At 49.6% G+C, this 15,378-nt stretch carries 17 protein-coding genes; 14 read left to right on the top strand and 3 right to left on the bottom strand.

Going from position 1 to position 15,378, the window contains the following annotated elements; all coding sequences use genetic code 11:
• The first annotated feature begins 54 nt into the window (after positions 1-54).
• Complete coding sequence (locus KNO86_RS05080; RefSeq protein WP_214693575.1) at positions 55-1,224, top strand: DUF4097 family beta strand repeat-containing protein; 1,170 nt, start codon at positions 55-57, stop codon at positions 1,222-1,224.
• Positions 1,225-1,262: 38 nt separating this feature from the next.
• Here KNO86_RS05080 and KNO86_RS05075 read toward each other — a convergent pair whose 3' ends face one another.
• The gene (locus KNO86_RS05075) at positions 1,263-1,619 is read right to left on the bottom strand and encodes a hypothetical protein (protein ID WP_214693574.1); all 357 of its coding nucleotides are present in this window, start codon (positions 1,617-1,619) and stop codon (positions 1,263-1,265) included.
• 148 nt (positions 1,620-1,767) lie between these two features.
• Here KNO86_RS05075 and hprK point away from each other — a divergent pair, with 148 nt between their 5' ends.
• From hprK to KNO86_RS05010, 13 genes are all read left to right on the top strand, one after another.
• Positions 1,768-2,703: an HPr(Ser) kinase/phosphatase gene (gene hprK / locus KNO86_RS05070; RefSeq protein WP_214693573.1), complete on the top strand. Its 936-nt coding sequence runs from the start codon at positions 1,768-1,770 to the stop codon at positions 2,701-2,703.
• A gap of 2 nt (positions 2,704-2,705) precedes the next feature.
• Positions 2,706-3,524 (top strand): prolipoprotein diacylglyceryl transferase, encoded by an 819-nt coding sequence (gene lgt, locus KNO86_RS05065; protein ID WP_074033649.1) that lies wholly within the window; start codon positions 2,706-2,708, stop codon positions 3,522-3,524.
• Complete coding sequence (gene ppaX / locus KNO86_RS05060) at positions 3,524-4,174, top strand: pyrophosphatase PpaX (RefSeq protein ID WP_214693572.1); 651 nt, start codon at positions 3,524-3,526, stop codon at positions 4,172-4,174. Before lgt ends, ppaX begins: the two co-directional genes overlap by 1 nt.
• Entirely contained in the window at positions 4,167-4,649 is a 483-nt protein-coding gene (locus KNO86_RS05055; RefSeq protein WP_214693571.1) for an acyltransferase, read from the top strand. Before ppaX ends, KNO86_RS05055 begins: the two co-directional genes overlap by 8 nt.
• Before the next feature lie 294 nt (positions 4,650-4,943).
• Positions 4,944-6,416, top strand: a complete 1,473-nt coding sequence (locus KNO86_RS05050; RefSeq protein ID WP_214693570.1) for a tetratricopeptide repeat protein — start codon at positions 4,944-4,946, stop codon at positions 6,414-6,416.
• A gap of 68 nt (positions 6,417-6,484) precedes the next feature.
• On the top strand, positions 6,485-7,438 hold the full coding sequence (gene trxB / locus KNO86_RS05045; protein ID WP_074033640.1) for a thioredoxin-disulfide reductase: 954 nt from the start codon (positions 6,485-6,487) through the stop codon (positions 7,436-7,438).
• 120 nt (positions 7,439-7,558) lie between these two features.
• Positions 7,559-8,431 carry an RNase adapter RapZ gene (rapZ, locus tag KNO86_RS05040; protein WP_074033636.1) on the top strand — a complete coding sequence of 291 codons (873 nt, stop codon included), beginning with the start codon at positions 7,559-7,561 and terminating at the stop codon, positions 8,429-8,431.
• Position 8,432: 1 nt separating this feature from the next.
• Positions 8,433-9,428 (top strand): gluconeogenesis factor YvcK family protein, encoded by a 996-nt coding sequence (locus KNO86_RS05035; protein WP_214693569.1) that lies wholly within the window; start codon positions 8,433-8,435, stop codon positions 9,426-9,428.
• A gap of 34 nt (positions 9,429-9,462) precedes the next feature.
• Positions 9,463-10,416, top strand: coding sequence for a DNA-binding protein WhiA (gene whiA, locus KNO86_RS05030; RefSeq protein WP_074033630.1), 954 nt, complete (start codon positions 9,463-9,465; stop codon positions 10,414-10,416).
• Positions 10,417-10,500: 84 nt separating this feature from the next.
• Positions 10,501-10,740, top strand: coding sequence for a CopG family transcriptional regulator (locus tag KNO86_RS05025; RefSeq protein ID WP_074033629.1), 240 nt, complete (start codon positions 10,501-10,503; stop codon positions 10,738-10,740).
• Between the two features lie 90 nt (positions 10,741-10,830).
• The gene (locus KNO86_RS05020; protein WP_074033625.1) at positions 10,831-11,346 is read left to right on the top strand and encodes a DUF2179 domain-containing protein; all 516 of its coding nucleotides are present in this window, start codon (positions 10,831-10,833) and stop codon (positions 11,344-11,346) included.
• 89 nt (positions 11,347-11,435) lie between these two features.
• A complete protein-coding gene (locus tag KNO86_RS05015; protein ID WP_337874580.1) occupies positions 11,436-11,879 on the top strand; it encodes a hypothetical protein in 444 nt (147 codons plus the stop codon).
• Between the two features lie 56 nt (positions 11,880-11,935).
• Positions 11,936-12,631: a MerR family transcriptional regulator gene (locus KNO86_RS05010; RefSeq protein WP_214693567.1), complete on the top strand. Its 696-nt coding sequence runs from the start codon at positions 11,936-11,938 to the stop codon at positions 12,629-12,631.
• A 43-nt stretch (positions 12,632-12,674) separates the two neighbouring features.
• Here KNO86_RS05010 and clpP read toward each other — a convergent pair whose 3' ends face one another.
• Positions 12,675-13,250: an ATP-dependent Clp endopeptidase proteolytic subunit ClpP gene (gene clpP / locus KNO86_RS05005; RefSeq protein WP_012726916.1), complete on the bottom strand. Its 576-nt coding sequence runs from the start codon at positions 13,248-13,250 to the stop codon at positions 12,675-12,677.
• A 126-nt stretch (positions 13,251-13,376) separates the two neighbouring features.
• Complete coding sequence (locus KNO86_RS05000; protein WP_214693566.1) at positions 13,377-15,272, bottom strand: 3'-5' exonuclease; 1,896 nt, start codon at positions 15,270-15,272, stop codon at positions 13,377-13,379.
• Positions 15,273-15,378 lie beyond the last annotated feature (106 nt).

The following is a 15,378-nucleotide window of genomic DNA, read 5'->3' as shown; positions in this document are numbered from 1 at the left end:
GTGAGAAACGGGAAGGTAATTGACGTGCAACCAAATTGAAGGGGGAAAACGAACGTGAAACAAGAAATGCGTGAACTGATTCTCCAGCAAGTGAAGGAAGGCAAGTTGACAATCGAGGAGGCGATGACGCAACTCGAGCGTCTCGAGCGCCTCGAACCAGAACAAGTCCAGGCGTTAGAAGATCGACAAGACACGGAAAAGGTGGATGCCTATTCGGTCGAATCGCTCACGACGAAATTGACGTCTGCGGTAGAAGGACTCGTCACGAAGCTTCGTGACAGCGACTTCTCCTTCAGCTCGAACTTCGGGCCAGAAGTGACGTATTCGAAATCATTCCCATTCACGGGTAGCGACATCTCACTCGATCTCTTCAACGCATCGGCGACCATCGTCTCGTCAGATGCAGAAGATTGTGAGCTCATCGTCACCGGTCGTCCGCTTCGCCAACAAGACGCGGACAAAGCGCTCGAACAGTTACAATCGGCGGTCAAGCATTCCGTCATTGGGGACCGTCTCGTCGTCTCCTTGCGTGACAAGCTCGTCCGGGCCCACGTGGAACTGTACGTCCCACATCACCATTTCAACCATCTTCATATTCAGACGTTGAACGGGGAAGTCCGTGCCGATGGTTTGGACGTCGAGAACGTCCGCGTGCAAACGGCGAACGGTCGCGTCGTCCTACATGAAGTACACGCGTCTGAACTCCTTCTCAATACCGGAAACGGGACAGTCGAGGTGGAAGGGGTCGAGGCAGAACTCGTGCACGTCCGTACCGGAAACGGGGCCGTCATCGTCGGAGGGAAGTACGATAAAGCATCCCTCAAAACAGGGAACGGTAACATCCGCGCGGAACTCGCGACAGCACGTCCTGCCAAGTTCGAACTCGCCTCGCTCGCCGGAAACATTCGACTCGTGTTGCCACACGGCGTCGAGGTGGAAGGCGAACTCGAGACGAACTTCGGGGGACTCCACTGCTTACTCGACGAACTCGAAATCATTCGTGACCGAAAAGACGTTGCCCAGCGTCGTCTCGAATTCTTGTCCGGTCGAGGTCAAACGCCTCGCATCGAAGTCGAAGCGGGTACACGTACCGGTACGATCGATTTGGAACATGGATCGGTGTATACACCGTCGACTTTCCTTGAGGAAGAACAGACGGAGCCGTCGGATCCGGTCGATCCCGTCGACCCAGCCGATTTGAACAATCCGTTCCATCAACAATAAGCAAATCCCGAAGGCAGCGCCTTCGGGATTTTTTTTGATTATAGATTCATTTCATACTCCATCTGTTGCCAATCCATCATCTGTGTATCAAACAGCGTGAACGCACTGACTGCGAAGACGATAAAGAGAACGGGACCTGCAATCAACAAGATGATACCGAGTAGTCGCATCGATTTCGAGCGATTCCAGTAGAAGATGATGGCGACAATCATCGAGATGAGCGCGCCGGATAAGAAGAATCCGATGATATTCAAAATGAACAAGAGCAAGACCGTCTCGTTTTTCGTCGCCGCATACTCTTTCCACATATCGATCAATGACTTGATGATGTAGATGAGCGTCCCGATTCCGATGACGAGCGCGATGAGCACGACAATCCAAAACAACGCATCCATATTTTCACCTCCTCTAATTGCCTATACCCTTCCTACGAACGCCATGTATGAAAGTTTCAACAATTTTTTGACACGTTCTTCATCACTTCCCTAACGCTTCCGAGAAAGAGCTATGATACAATAATGAGCGTGAAAGGGGCAGATACTGATGCAAAATATCGTACGTACAGCTCAAGTCGTTGAGCGTTTTAAACTTCAAGTCATTGCGGGAGAAGAGGGCCTTCATCGTCCGGTCGCCACACCTGACCTTAGTCGACCAGGACTCGTCCTCGCCGGTTATTACACGCACTATGCGAAAAATCGTCTTCAAGTGCTCGGGAAGACGGAGTTGACTTTCTATGCGAGCTTATCGGAAGAAAAGCGTCGCGAGCGTGCCCGTATTTTATGTACGGAATCGACACCTGGGATTTTAATCACACGTGGATTTGATATTCCGACAGAAATCGAAGAAGAAGCGGAAGCGGCAAACGTCCCACTCATGCGGACGAATGCGGTGACGACGTCAATCGAGTCGCAAATCACGAACTTCCTCGAGATGGAACTTGCACCGATGACAGCGATGCACGGCGTCCTCGTCGATATTTACGGCGTCGGCGTTCTCATCAAAGGACAGAGTGGTGTCGGAAAATCGGAGACCGCGCTTGAACTCGTCAAACGGGGGCACCGTCTCGTCGCCGATGATTCGGTCGAGATTCGTCAAACGGGCGACCAGCTCCTCGTCGGTTCAGCACCGAAGCTGATTCGTCACTTGCTTGAGATTCGTGGAATTGGCATCATCGATGTCATGACCTTGTTCGGCGCAGGTGCGGTCCGGTCACATAAGAAGATCAGTCTCATCGTCAACTTAGAGAACTGGGACGCTGGAAAAGTGTATGACCGCGTCGGGCTCGATCACAACACGATGAAAATCATCGACAGTGAAGTCCCGCTCCTCACGATCCCTGTCCGCCCAGGTCGAAACTTGGCGGTCATTATCGAGGTCGCAGCGATGAACTATCGTCTGCAAAACATGGGCATCAATACAGCTGAAGAGTTTGCGGAACGTCTCGCGAACGCGATTCAGGACACTGAAGGAGACTTGTGATCATGGTAGAACCGACATTTGATCGTGTAGCGTTTGAAATCGGGTCTCTGCCGATTTACTGGTATGGTATGATCATCGCCTTCGGAGCAATGCTCGGACTCGTCCTTGCCCTTTACGAAGCGAAGCGCATCAACTATGATTCGGAACGACTCGTTGACGTCGTCATCTGGTCAATTCCAATCAGTATCATCTTTGCGCGTATTTACTACGTGACGTTCCAATGGGATTACTACTCAGAGAATCTCGGACAAATCATCGATATCCGTCAAGGCGGGATTGCCATTCACGGTGCCATCTTCGGGGCACTCCTTGTCGTCATCGTCTATTGTATGCGAAAATCGATGTCGTTCTGGAAAGTTACAGATATCTTGGCACCATCACTTCTCCTCGGACAAGCCATCGGGCGCTGGGGGAACTTCATGAACCAAGAGGCCCATGGCGGCGAAACGACGCGTAGCTTCTTACAAGACACGCTCATGCTACCGGATTGGATCGTCAATCAGATGTATATCGACGGGGCATACTATATCCCGACGTTCCTCTATGAAAGTGTATGGAACATCATCGGGGTCATCCTCCTCGTCGCGTGGCGCATGATTGGAAACCCACGTCGCGGATACATCTTCTTGTCGTATCTCGTCTGGTATTCGATTGGTCGCTTCTATATCGAAGGACTTCGAACGGATAGTCTCATGTCAGGCGATTTGCGTGCGGCCCAAATGGTGTCGATCGCCTTGATCCTCTTCGGTATCGTCATGATGGTCCTTCGCCGTAACGCGAAACGATACAATGACCCATCAGAGAAAGGATTGTTTGATTAATGGATACGCTCTTATTTGATTTAGACGGTACATTACTCGATACGAACCCGCTCATCATCGCCAGCTTCCGTCATACGTTCGACTATTATTTCCCGGAACATACGTATCGGGATGAGGACATCTATCGCTTCATCGGACCGACGCTCGAAAAGTCGTTCCGTGAATTGAACGAAGCAGAATGGAAAGAGATGCAGGCGTTCTATCGGAGTTTCAACATCGCCATGCACGACCAACTCGTCGCAGAGTACCCAGGTGTCATCGAAGGCTTATATCGCCTTCATGCGAAAGGATACAAAATGGGCGTCGTCACATCGAAAGGCCGTCCGGTCGTCGAACGTGGCCTTCGGTTGTTCAAAATTGACCACTTGTTTGATGTCGTCGTGACAGCGGACGATGTCGAGAATGAAAAACCGCACGCCGAACCAGTCGAACGTGCTCTTCAAGCGCTCGGTTCTTCTCCGGAGCGAGCGGTCATGGTCGGTGACAACGATACGGACATCTTCAGTGGGAAAAACGCTGGGACGAAGACGGTCGCTGTCGGGTGGGCACTAAAAGGTCGCCCATTCCTCGAGTCACTCGAGCCGGACGTCATCATCGACTCGATGGAACATTTCGAGGCATGGCTTGACGAGGTCAGCGTTCATGCGTAAGACGAAACGGTTTCGTATCGACGGACCGAACCCGCTTTGGCAGATGTATCGGACGATTCGTTTCCTACGTGTCTTCAAAAACACAGCGGTCGTGCTCGTCGGGCGTTACTTCCCTTCTGTGAAGGCGAAGCGGTGGTTGTACCGGACGTTTCTCGGGATGAACATCGGAGAGTATAGCGCTCTCGCCCTCATGGTCACGCCGGACGTCATGTTCCCGGAACGGATTACCATCGGTCGGAACACGGTCATCGGATTCAACTCGACGATTCTCTGTCATGAGTATCTCGTCGATGAGTATCGAATCGGAGATGTCATCATCGGAAATGAAGTCTTGATTGGAGCGAACGTGACCATCTTACCAGGCGTGACGATTGGCGACGGTGCCGTCGTCGGTGCGGGCGCGGTCGTGCATCGCGACGTCTTGCCGGGAGAGCGGGTCGTCGGTTCGAAACTCCAGTCGCTGACACATATTTGACACAATTTTTCGCAAAATGTTTTTATGCCTCTTTTGTATAGAGACACGAAAGAATACTTGAGCGGTATCACTTTTTTTAAAAGGGATGCCGCTTTTTAATGGGAAAATGAGTCGAAATGACTGAATCATATTTTTGCTCAAAAACAATTTTTGAACCTAGTAAAAAATATTCATTATAGAGGGAATATAGTCGCAATTTTTTTTAACTTTTTCAGTTGCCCTCGTTGTTCGAGTGCGGTATTCTTATCCCTGCAACTAAAAAAAGATTTAGAGATGATGTGGAGGATTTAGAATATGGAAGCGAACTATGAAGCAGTAATGACGCTACCCGAACCAGAATCTCCGCTCGCTGCGGAGCTCCACTACTATAGAGGTCGTCGTGCGTTACGGGAAGGTCGCCTAGATGAAGCGACTTTTTTCATGGCTGAAGCGACAGCGGCAGCCACGCATCGCGTCGACTATCATAAACAGTACGCAGAACTGTTATTTGAAGTAGGGGAGGTCTACCACGCCAATGACGTGTGGAAACGAGTATTAGAGCTCGACGAGACCGCGACAGAGGCGCTCTATCATTTAGCGAGCAACTGTGCCTATGTCTCTCAATACGAAGAAGCGGCGAACTATGCATCTGAATATCTCGCACGTGACACGAAAGGTCACTACGCGGAAGCTGTGCAATCCCTTCTCGAACTAATCGAACTCGAACAAGAGCTCGAGGACGAGGAAGAAGACGAATTGATCACATGGCATTCAGAAGCGCAGCGTCAAATCGACAAAGGACGGCTATTTGCGGCAAAGGCGACGCTCGAGCGTTTAATCGGGCAGTATCCATCGTTTTGGCCGGCCTATAACAATCTATCCGTCGTCAGTTTTTACCTCGGCGACGACCAAGCGGCGTTTCGGACGCTCGAGTACGTGCTCGATCAAAATCCGGGCAACTTGCATGCGATCTTGAACACGATCCTTCTATTGCATGAAGCGGGACAATCCGAAGCGGCGATGCAATTATCGACGCCACTCACACGTGTTCGTCCACTCCAGTTTGACTTACGTTATAAATTGGCGACGACACTCGCGCTCGTCGGTCATTATGACCATGCGTATGAAGAGTTACGTCTATTGAAAGAACGCGGGTTTCGTGGTGACGCATTGTTCGGGCATTGGCTCAGCGTGTCTGCCTATAAGACAGGACGATTAGAAGAGGCAGCCACCTACTTGAACAAAGATGAGATGAAACGGTTCGAAGAGAAGCAAAGTTTCGATATTCGGGAAAACCTCGAGTTTCGTTCGGCGCTCGTGCAAGGTCTTCGTCAAGAGACGGACTTGGCTCGGGTTGAGATCATTCGAATCATTTCTAACCTGAAAGACGATGAGGCGTTTGAAGCGCTCGCACTGACGAACGCCGTGACGGAGAACGAGACGGTCCGTGCGTTTGCGGAAATGTGTCGTGCCGACCTTTGTCAGCAACCGTTCCAAGGAGACGTTCGTGTCAAGCGCGCCTTTGACGCTCTCGTCCTTGCGGAAGCGCATGTTTCGGAAGCCGAACGGATGAGCTTAGAAGGTGATTTTTATGAACGATTTGCTATGCTTCTGTTATCGGACGAAGCATTCATGGACGTAACGGCATCGGCCGCTGCGCTCGTCTGGATGTTTTATACGAAACGAGACGCCTTGATTCTCGAGGACTGTGCGAACGCCTTCCATCTCCCAGTCGACACGTTGACGGAGACGGTTCGTTCGTTCAAACGGACACTCGAACAAGCATAAAGATAGACGATACCCATACAGGTTTCTTATACTAAAGGCAATCAATATTTTGCAGAGGTGGAATCAACATGACAGAAGAAAAAATTTATGACGTCATTATCATCGGTGCCGGCCCTGCCGGAATGACCGCTGCGCTATATGCTTCACGTGCGAATCTTTCAACACTTATGATCGAACGCGGAATTCCGGGTGGTCAGATGGCCAACACGGAAGACATCGAGAACTACCCAGGATACGACAGCATTCTCGGTCCTGACTTGTCTCAAAAGATGTTCGACCATTCGAAAGCGTTCGGTGCGGAGTATGCGTATGGGGACGTGCAAAGCATCTCGGATGAAACAGAATACAAAATCGTGCATGCGCACAACCGCGACTATAAAGCGCGTGCCATCATCCTCGCCTCTGGTGCTCAGTATAAGAAAATCGGTGTACCGGGTGAAGAAGAACTCGGAGGCCGTGGCGTATCGTACTGTGCGGTATGTGACGGAGCATTCTTCAAAGGCAAAGATCTCTTCGTCATCGGTGGTGGCGACTCAGCTGTTGAAGAAGGTGTCTTCTTGACACGTTTCGCGAACAAGGTGACGATTGTTCACCGTCGTGACGAGCTTCGTGCTCAAAAGATTCTTCAAAAACGTGCGTTCGACAATGAGAAAATCGATTTCATTTGGAATCACACATTGAAAGAAATCACAGAGAAAGACGGTAAAGTCGGTGGCGCTCGTCTCGTCAGCACGGTTGACGGCACAGAGACAGACCACGAAATCGACGGCGTCTTCATCTATATCGGCATGAACCCGATTACTGGATTCGTCCAAGACCTCGGGATCACGAACGAGCAAGGCTACATCGTCACGAACGAGGCGATGGAAACGAAGATTCCTGGAATCTTTGCTGCCGGTGACGTTCGTGACAAAACGCTCCGCCAAGTCGTCACGGCGACGAACGACGGATCGATTGCCGCTCAGAACGCTCAGCACTTCATCGAGGGGCTCCTCGAATCGTTGCAAGAACAAAACGCATGATTCAAGAAGGTAGGACTGCGGGGAACCGCGGTCCTTCTCTTTTTTTCGGACGTTCGTTATACTAGATGGAGAGAGCTACACACACGGCTCGGTTGTCAATTTTAAGGGGGCGTCAGCGAGATGGAAGATTTTAAAGGATTAGAAGAATTGATCATCATCAGCGGAATGAGCGGGGCTGGGAAGTCGGTCGCGATGAATAGTTTCGAGGATCTCGGCTATTTCTGTGTCGATAACTTGCCACCGGTTCTTTTGCCACAATTGATTGATGTCATCAGCTCGGTCCGACCGAAAATCGCGGTCGCCATTGATACACGTACGAGAGATTTTATTGATAGCCTGTTCATCGTCATCGACGATTTAGAAAAGAAGAACGTACACCCACATCTTCTGTACTTAGAGACGCGTGACGATGTGCTCGTTCGTCGCTACAAAGAGACGCGACGCTCACATCCGCTCGCACCAGAGGATGCGCCACTCGTCGGCATCCAGATGGAGCGCGAACTGTTAGAAGGGTTCCGCGACCGTGCCCATACGCTTTATGACACGAGTGACTTAAAGCCGCAGATGCTGAAGGACCGTATCTTGCAACAATTCAACGAGGAACGTATCCCGTTCACGGTCAACTTTATGTCGTTCGGATTCAAACACGGGGTCCCACTCGATGTGGATTTACTATTCGATGTCCGCTTTATCACGAACCCGTTCTATATCCCTGAGCTTCGACCGCTCACGGGTCAGACGACGGAAGTGCAAGACTATGTCATGTCACACCCGGAAGCGCGGGCGTTTTATAAGAAGTTGATCGATATGCTCGAATTCCTGCTTCCACAATATAAGCGGGAAGGGAAGACACAGATTGTCGTGGCGTTCGGTTGTACGGGTGGGAAACACCGCTCGATCACGTTCGCCGAGAAAGTGTCGGAGCATTTCGCGGAGCGCTACAACGTGAAGACGGTCCACCGTGACCTTGCCCACGCGACGAAGGAGAAATGATATGAGACGAGACCGGAAAGTAGTGGCCATCGGTGGGGGGACAGGTTTGTCCACCCTCGTCCGTGGCTTGAAGCATTATCCGCTCGACATCACCGCCATCGTCACGGTCGGGGACGACGGAGGCAGCTCAGGACGCCTTCGTGACGAATTTCATATGTTGCCCCCAGGCGACATCCGAAATGTTATCTTGGCCCTGTCAGAAGTCGAGCCGTTGATGGATAAAATCTTACAGTATCGTTTTGACACGGGGTATGGCCTAGAAGGTCACTCGCTCGGGAACTTGATGCTGACGGCGGCGACGCATATTTGTGAAGGCTCTTTCGTCAAAGCGATTGACGTCATGTCGCAGCTCTTGAACGCACAAGGGAAAGTGTTGCCGGTGACGGAGACGCTCATGACGCTCGCGGCGGAGTTTGAGGATGGGACGATCGTCAAAGGCGAATCGAAGATCCCACTCCATCAGCAGCCAATCAAACGCCTGTTTTTACTCGAAGAAGGCATCAAGCCGGCCCCAGGGGTCGTGGAAGCGATCGAGTCGGCAGATGTCATCGTGCTCGGTCCCGGGAGTCTCTATACGAGCATCATCCCGAACCTACTCATCCCAGACGTGCGAGAAGCCATCGTCCGTTCACAAGTCCCGGTCGTCTACATTTGTAACGTCATGACACAACCGGGCGAGACGAAGGGCTATGACGCCATGAAACATTTAAAATCCATCGAAGCTTATCTCGGGAAGGCGTCGATTGATACGATCGTCGTCAATAACGAGCCAATCGATGAAGAATATTTAGAGCGTTACCTCGAGGACGGATCGGAAGAGGTCCGCTTCGACCGGAAGAAACTCCGAAACTATGGAACGAACGTCCTTGCGGGAGATATCGTCGATTACAATCGAGATTATATCCGTCACGACTCCGACGCCATCGCTGGACTCGTCATGCAACGAGTACTTCGGATCAAGAAGCCACGCTCGTTCCAACAGTTAGAATTGAAATAAGAATCGTTTGAAAGACAGAAAGGAGGGGGACTCGATGAGCTTTGCATCAGATGTGAAGAAAGAACTGACACAACTTGAAGTGAATGACGCCGAGGCGAAAGCGGAATTGTCGGCACTCGTTCGGATGAACGGGGTCATCTCGCTCGCCCTAGGACGAGGCATGACGCTCGACGTCTCGACCGAAAACGCCTCGATCGCCCGTCGGATGTATTCGTTGATGAAACGTCTCTACGATCATCCATTAGATTTGTTCGTACGGAAGAAAATGCGTCTGAAAAAGAATAACGTCTACATCGTCCGTGTGTCACAGCACGCGGAGACGATGCTCCGTGACCTCGAGATTCTCGGGGAACATTATGAGATGATCCGGACGTTGAACTCGGATATGACACGAGACGAGAACTTGGCACGCGCCTACTTGCGTGGGGCTTTCCTCGCCGGAGGATCCATCAACCATCCGAAGACGTCGTCGTATCACCTCGAGGTCTACAGCTTGTATGAAAACCATAACCAGGCGCTACGCGATCTGGCGAATCGGTTCGATTTGAATGCGAAGACGCTCGAGCGGAAAAAAGGACACATCCTTTATATGAAGGAGAGCGAGAAAATCTCCGACTTCCTCAAGTTGATTGGTGCGACACGGGGGATGCTCGAATTTGAGGATGCACGCATCATCAAGGACATGCGCAACTCCGTCAACCGTCTCGTCAACTGTGAGACGGCCAACTTGAACAAGACGGTCGGGGCGGCGTTACGCCAAGTCGAGAACATCAAGTTCTTGGAGCGGACGGTCGGACTCGATGTCTTGCCGAAAAAACTCCGGGAAATCGCCGAACTGCGTGTCACGCACCAAGACGTCTCGTTACAAGAACTCGGGGAGATGCTCGAGTCAGGACCGATCTCGAAGTCTGGAATTAACCATCGACTTCGCAAAATTGACCAAATTGCCGAGCGTGTGCGGAGCGGCGACGAGATCGCCTCATCGTGACGCGGTTGCACCAAAACCATTCTTCCTATATAATAAGCAACTGGAATAGGTTTACTGAATAGGAATTAAAGGAGCTTCATCACTATGTCGAATGAAAAGAAAAGATTATCGCTCACGATTGACGCTAAGCTCGACCAAGTCATCACGGAGCGCGCAAAAGAAATCGGAATTCCGAAGAGTGCACTCGTCACGTTCGCAACAAGCCTTCTCTTGAACCAGCTTCGTGCAGAAGAATTGTTGAACGGAGATAAGAACGCGATCTACGAAGTGATTCGTAAAGACTATGAATTGCTCACGAGCGTGAAAAATCTAGATACGAAATAATCAGGTTGACTTCGGTCAGCCTTTTTTAGTTGCATCTCACTCTGAAATTTGGAATAGTGGTGGTAATGAATTTGAACGGAGGTCGATCGAATGGGTCAAATCTTACTCATCCTATTGCTACAACTTATCTACGTCCCGGTGCTCACGCTCCGGACAATCATGCTCGTGAAAGGGAAGACTGTCATCGCGGGTCTGTTTGGGACGCTTGAGACACTCATTTACATCTTCGCACTCGGAATTGTATTCCAAGATTTGACGACGCTCGGTATGATCGTATACGCAGTCGGATTCGGGCTTGGGATTTTACTCGGTGGCTACGTCGAACGTAAACTCGCCATCGGCTACAACATGATCCAAGTTCACACGAAAGAATATCCGGCAGAGCTCATTCAACAGATGCGTGACAATGGTTACGGGGTGACGCATTACCAAGGACAAGGTCGAGACGGTGTCCGTTATCGTCTGGACGTTTTGGCAGCCCGTACACGGATGAAAGAATTGCGTGAACTTGTCGAGAAGCATGAGCCGAAGGCGTTTCTCGTCGCATTCGACCCGATCGACTTCAAAGGCGGCTATATGATGAAAGGACTGCGTCGTCCGAAATGACGCACAAGACTCACGGAAGTGGGTCTTTTTTTGTTGGAGTAGGGATTTTCCTGCACGATAGGGAATGAGTGAGGAAAGGAGATGAGACCGTGAAGCGTAATCGGCGTTTTTGGATTGTATTGATTGGGTTACTTGTCGGTGTGGGGGTGATTTATGTCGCCGTGTCTTGGTTCGGTGATGGGGACGACCCGGTCAAACCGCCGCTGCCGACGGTTCGTGTCGGCTCGGTGACGGCGGAAGTAGAACAATCGACGTATTGTTGGGAAGCCGGCAGTCGTGCGACGTGCGCCGACTATGGCTTGCCGGAAGCGGATGACCTGCAACTCATCACGGTCAAACCGGGTGACGCGATTGACGTTGTCTACCATGCTGACCCGATGGAATCGAGTTTCTTTCAGATTGAAGACGGAGAACTCGTCCAGGCTGAACCGGTCGTACCAGACGAACCCGGCATTTATCTATACGAGGTCGGCGGGGAATGGACGCAGGGCGACAGTCGATACGTGTTCGGTGTTAGGGTACCCGAAAACTAATGGTTGACCTGCCTCTTAGGGACGGCTGTACAGTGAAGATAGGAGGTGGGAACACAGTGATTCCGATTGGAAGAGTGGCGCATGTGACCGGATTGTCGGTCAAAGCCATCAAATTTTACGAAGGGCGCGGGTTGATTCGACCGACACGATCGGGCAATCAGTATCGGATGTACGGGATGGAAGAGATTCGACGCTTGAGTGAAATTAAACGATTACGTCAAATCGGGCTCAGTTTAGAACAGATTCAGTCTGGACAGTCTGTTGAGACGTTGCTTGAAACACGGTTATGTGAAGTTAGGACGGAAATTGAACAGCTTCACCGAATCGAAGGACAGATTCGGTCGATGCAGTCAGGAGGGAATGACATGAACATTCGATACGAAACATTGCGTGAACCGATTACAGTCTACGGATACGCGAGTACGTTAGAGGACATCCCGCGCGTGTGGGAGAGGCTCCAACCGGAATTGACGACGGACGAGTCATACGGCGTCTGCCTCCCGCATGAGAACGGGTATGTGGCTGGCATGACGAAGTCCGTGAGTGGGGAAGAGGCGCGACAAGTCGAATTGACCGAGGGGAACTATATCGTCGCGACAGTCGAAGGGGGCATCCCGATGATTCCTACGACATACGAGCAACTGTTGAACGTTTCGGACGTGACGCTCCGTGATGCGGTCGACTTTGAACGCTACATTCACGGTCAGGCAGGGGCGGATGACATAATCGAAGTCTGGATGCCCATCGAATAGAAAAAGACGTTTCCCGATTGATCGGGAAACGTCTTTTGTATGATTAGCGTGTCATGACTTTGTCGATGAGACCGTAGTCTTTCGCTTGGTCAGCTGCCATGAAGTAGTCACGCTCTGTGTCGCGCTCGATGACTTCAAGTGGCTGTCCAGTGTTCTCTGCCATGATTTGGTTCAATTTCTCACGCATTTTAATGATACGTTCTGCGTGAATCTTAATGTCTGACGCTTGGCCTTGTGTGCCGCCGAGCGGTTGGTGAATCATGATTTCCGCGTTCGGAAGTGCGAAACGTTTTCCTTTTTCACCGGCTTGGAGCAAGAAGGCACCCATCGATGCAGCCATTCCGATACAAATCGTCGACACGTTCGGCTTGATGAAGTTCATCGTGTCGTAAATCGCCATACCCGCTGTGATCGAGCCACCTGGGCTGTTGATGTAGAGCGAGATGTCCTTTTCTGGATCCTCAGCTGCGAGGAAGAGAAGCTGTGCAACGATTGAGTTCGCGACGTTGTCATCAATCGCACTTCCGAGAAGGATAATACGGTCTTTGAGCAAGCGTGAGTAGATGTCGTACGCGCGCTCCCCACGGCCTGTCTGTTCGATAACTGTTGGAATTAACATTGAATCTGCCTCCTTTATGTAGGTTGTAAGTTCATCATACCTGTATAGTCAATGTTGGTCAAACAGAAACCCTTTCTAGTCCTTATTCCACGACCCTCGATGTGTAAAACGTCTCAAGTGCTGACGTTACCCATTTAATTTTGGACGAGCTGGTTTGATTACCTGACTTGATTCGAAATAACGAGTGAAGATGGAGTTGCCTGAATACGATAAGAAGAGATATTCTTTTGCACGTGTCATTCCGATATAAAGGAGCGACACTTCTCGCTCGACATCTTCTTCATATTTGAATGGCATATTGTCAACGTTGACGATGAAAACGGCTTGAAAATCAAGACCTTTACTGCTGTCGATTGTACTGATTTTTACGCACTGATCATCTTTTGAGAAGGTACGTTTCGTCTCACTGCTCTCTGTGATCCAAAAGTGCTTGATTTCATAGTAGTTCAGTGCACGTTGTAAGGTGTCGACATAATGCATCGTCGAAAACTTTTGGACACGATATAGGATCAACATTTCAGAATAGGGGACTTTTTTCTCCTCATGTAACTTTTTTATTTGCCGGGCAACGAGATCTGCTTCTTTGAAGAAATGATCACATTTAATAACGGCTGGTTCAGGACCTCTTCGAAGCGTACTCTGAGGAGCAATGATTTCCCCATCTAATTCTTTCGTCACAACTTTATCTTTCAAAGAAGAGTTGGATTGATAGAATGACCAAGCGAATGACACGATTTGAGATGTGTTCCGATAATTGATATTTAAAATTTTGGATCTTCCTCGGAAGTCGAGACCCGTGTCCTGTACATAGCTACGTTTTCGCTTATAGATAGATTGGGCACGATCTTCAACAAGCAACAGCGATTTTGTTTCTGGATTCAAGACTTCACTGGCGAGTTCGAGCCATTCGGGTTCGAAGTCTTGTCCCTCATCAATCAAGATGGCATCGTATGAAGGAAGGATGATTTCTCGTTTTCTTAACTTCTCAAGTGTCGAGGAAATCCTTCTCTCTGAAATATGTAAATCATTCTGCAACCATGCATGGAAATTTCGTACTTCGATCAAATGGCTTTTACGTTTTACTAAAGGATCAAAATCGAACAAATCATCCGGTTCCAGCATCATTTGTTGCACCATCTGCTCGATAAAACGGGCTAGCGAGATATTGTAACATAGGATCAAAATCTTCCATTCAGGATGTTGCTTGGATAACAATTTGGCGCGACTTGCTAAAATAAGAGTCTTTCCACTACCCGCCACACCTCGAATCAAACGATTTTGGTCGCCGAGTTGTTTGGCCAAATTTTCTTGATGCAGGTCCATGGCTCGGATGTTGTGAAGGGACAATAAGAGCTGATCCTGATAAGGGGTGACTTTTTTGAACTCTGCGCTGATTCGAACTTCTGGGAATAGATGATAACGAATCGCATCGATCTCTTCTCCGGTTAATGGTTGCTTTAGGCGATAAGGAACAGTGAACATGTTCAGAATTTTTTCGATGAGGATTTCCTCTGAGAATTGTGGGTCATCAGGATTGATTTCATCACGCATGAGTGACAAACAAGGATCGATGACTTGATAGAGTCCATGGCGAATACAATCATCTTGTGTCAGTCGTGTAAAAATAACGCCTGATCCATAAGGGAATTTTAAGGTCGTTGCATATTTTCCTTCGTGCTGAATCAGGTTTTGATCTTTCTTTAGGACATCAGTTAGTTTGAACATATTTTCACGGGCTTGTAGAAATGGACTTTTCACTTTCTTTTGAGATTCGTTTGCAGGAGTGATGATCCATTCATCGTTGTTCAGTTGGTAGAGCGTAGAGCGAGTATAGTCTTTCACCTCTAAAACGATTAATCCTAAGTCGGGTCCAATGATGACGAAATCTGGCCTTCTGCCGTGTATATTGGGTTCGAAGTAAACGATGTAATCATCTGGGAGGTAGCGCTTCAATGTGCGAAAGACAAGTCGTTCTCCTGTTGTTGCGGATGAACGAATCGTCTCTGGAACAGTGTGAGCCATTTACTAACACCCCTTTTTCAATTCTTTAACTTAAATATACTATATAAAGGATAATTAGAAGTGTGCTGGTTTAAAATTGAAGTAGAAAACATAAAAAAGGACGAAG

Source organism: Exiguobacterium sp. s160, from assembly GCF_018617575.1.
Lineage (GTDB): Bacteria > Bacillota > Bacilli > Exiguobacteriales > Exiguobacteriaceae > Exiguobacterium > Exiguobacterium aestuarii_A.
Note: the sequence above shows the minus strand (reverse complement) of the source record. Positions and strands in the feature narration are given on the sequence as shown.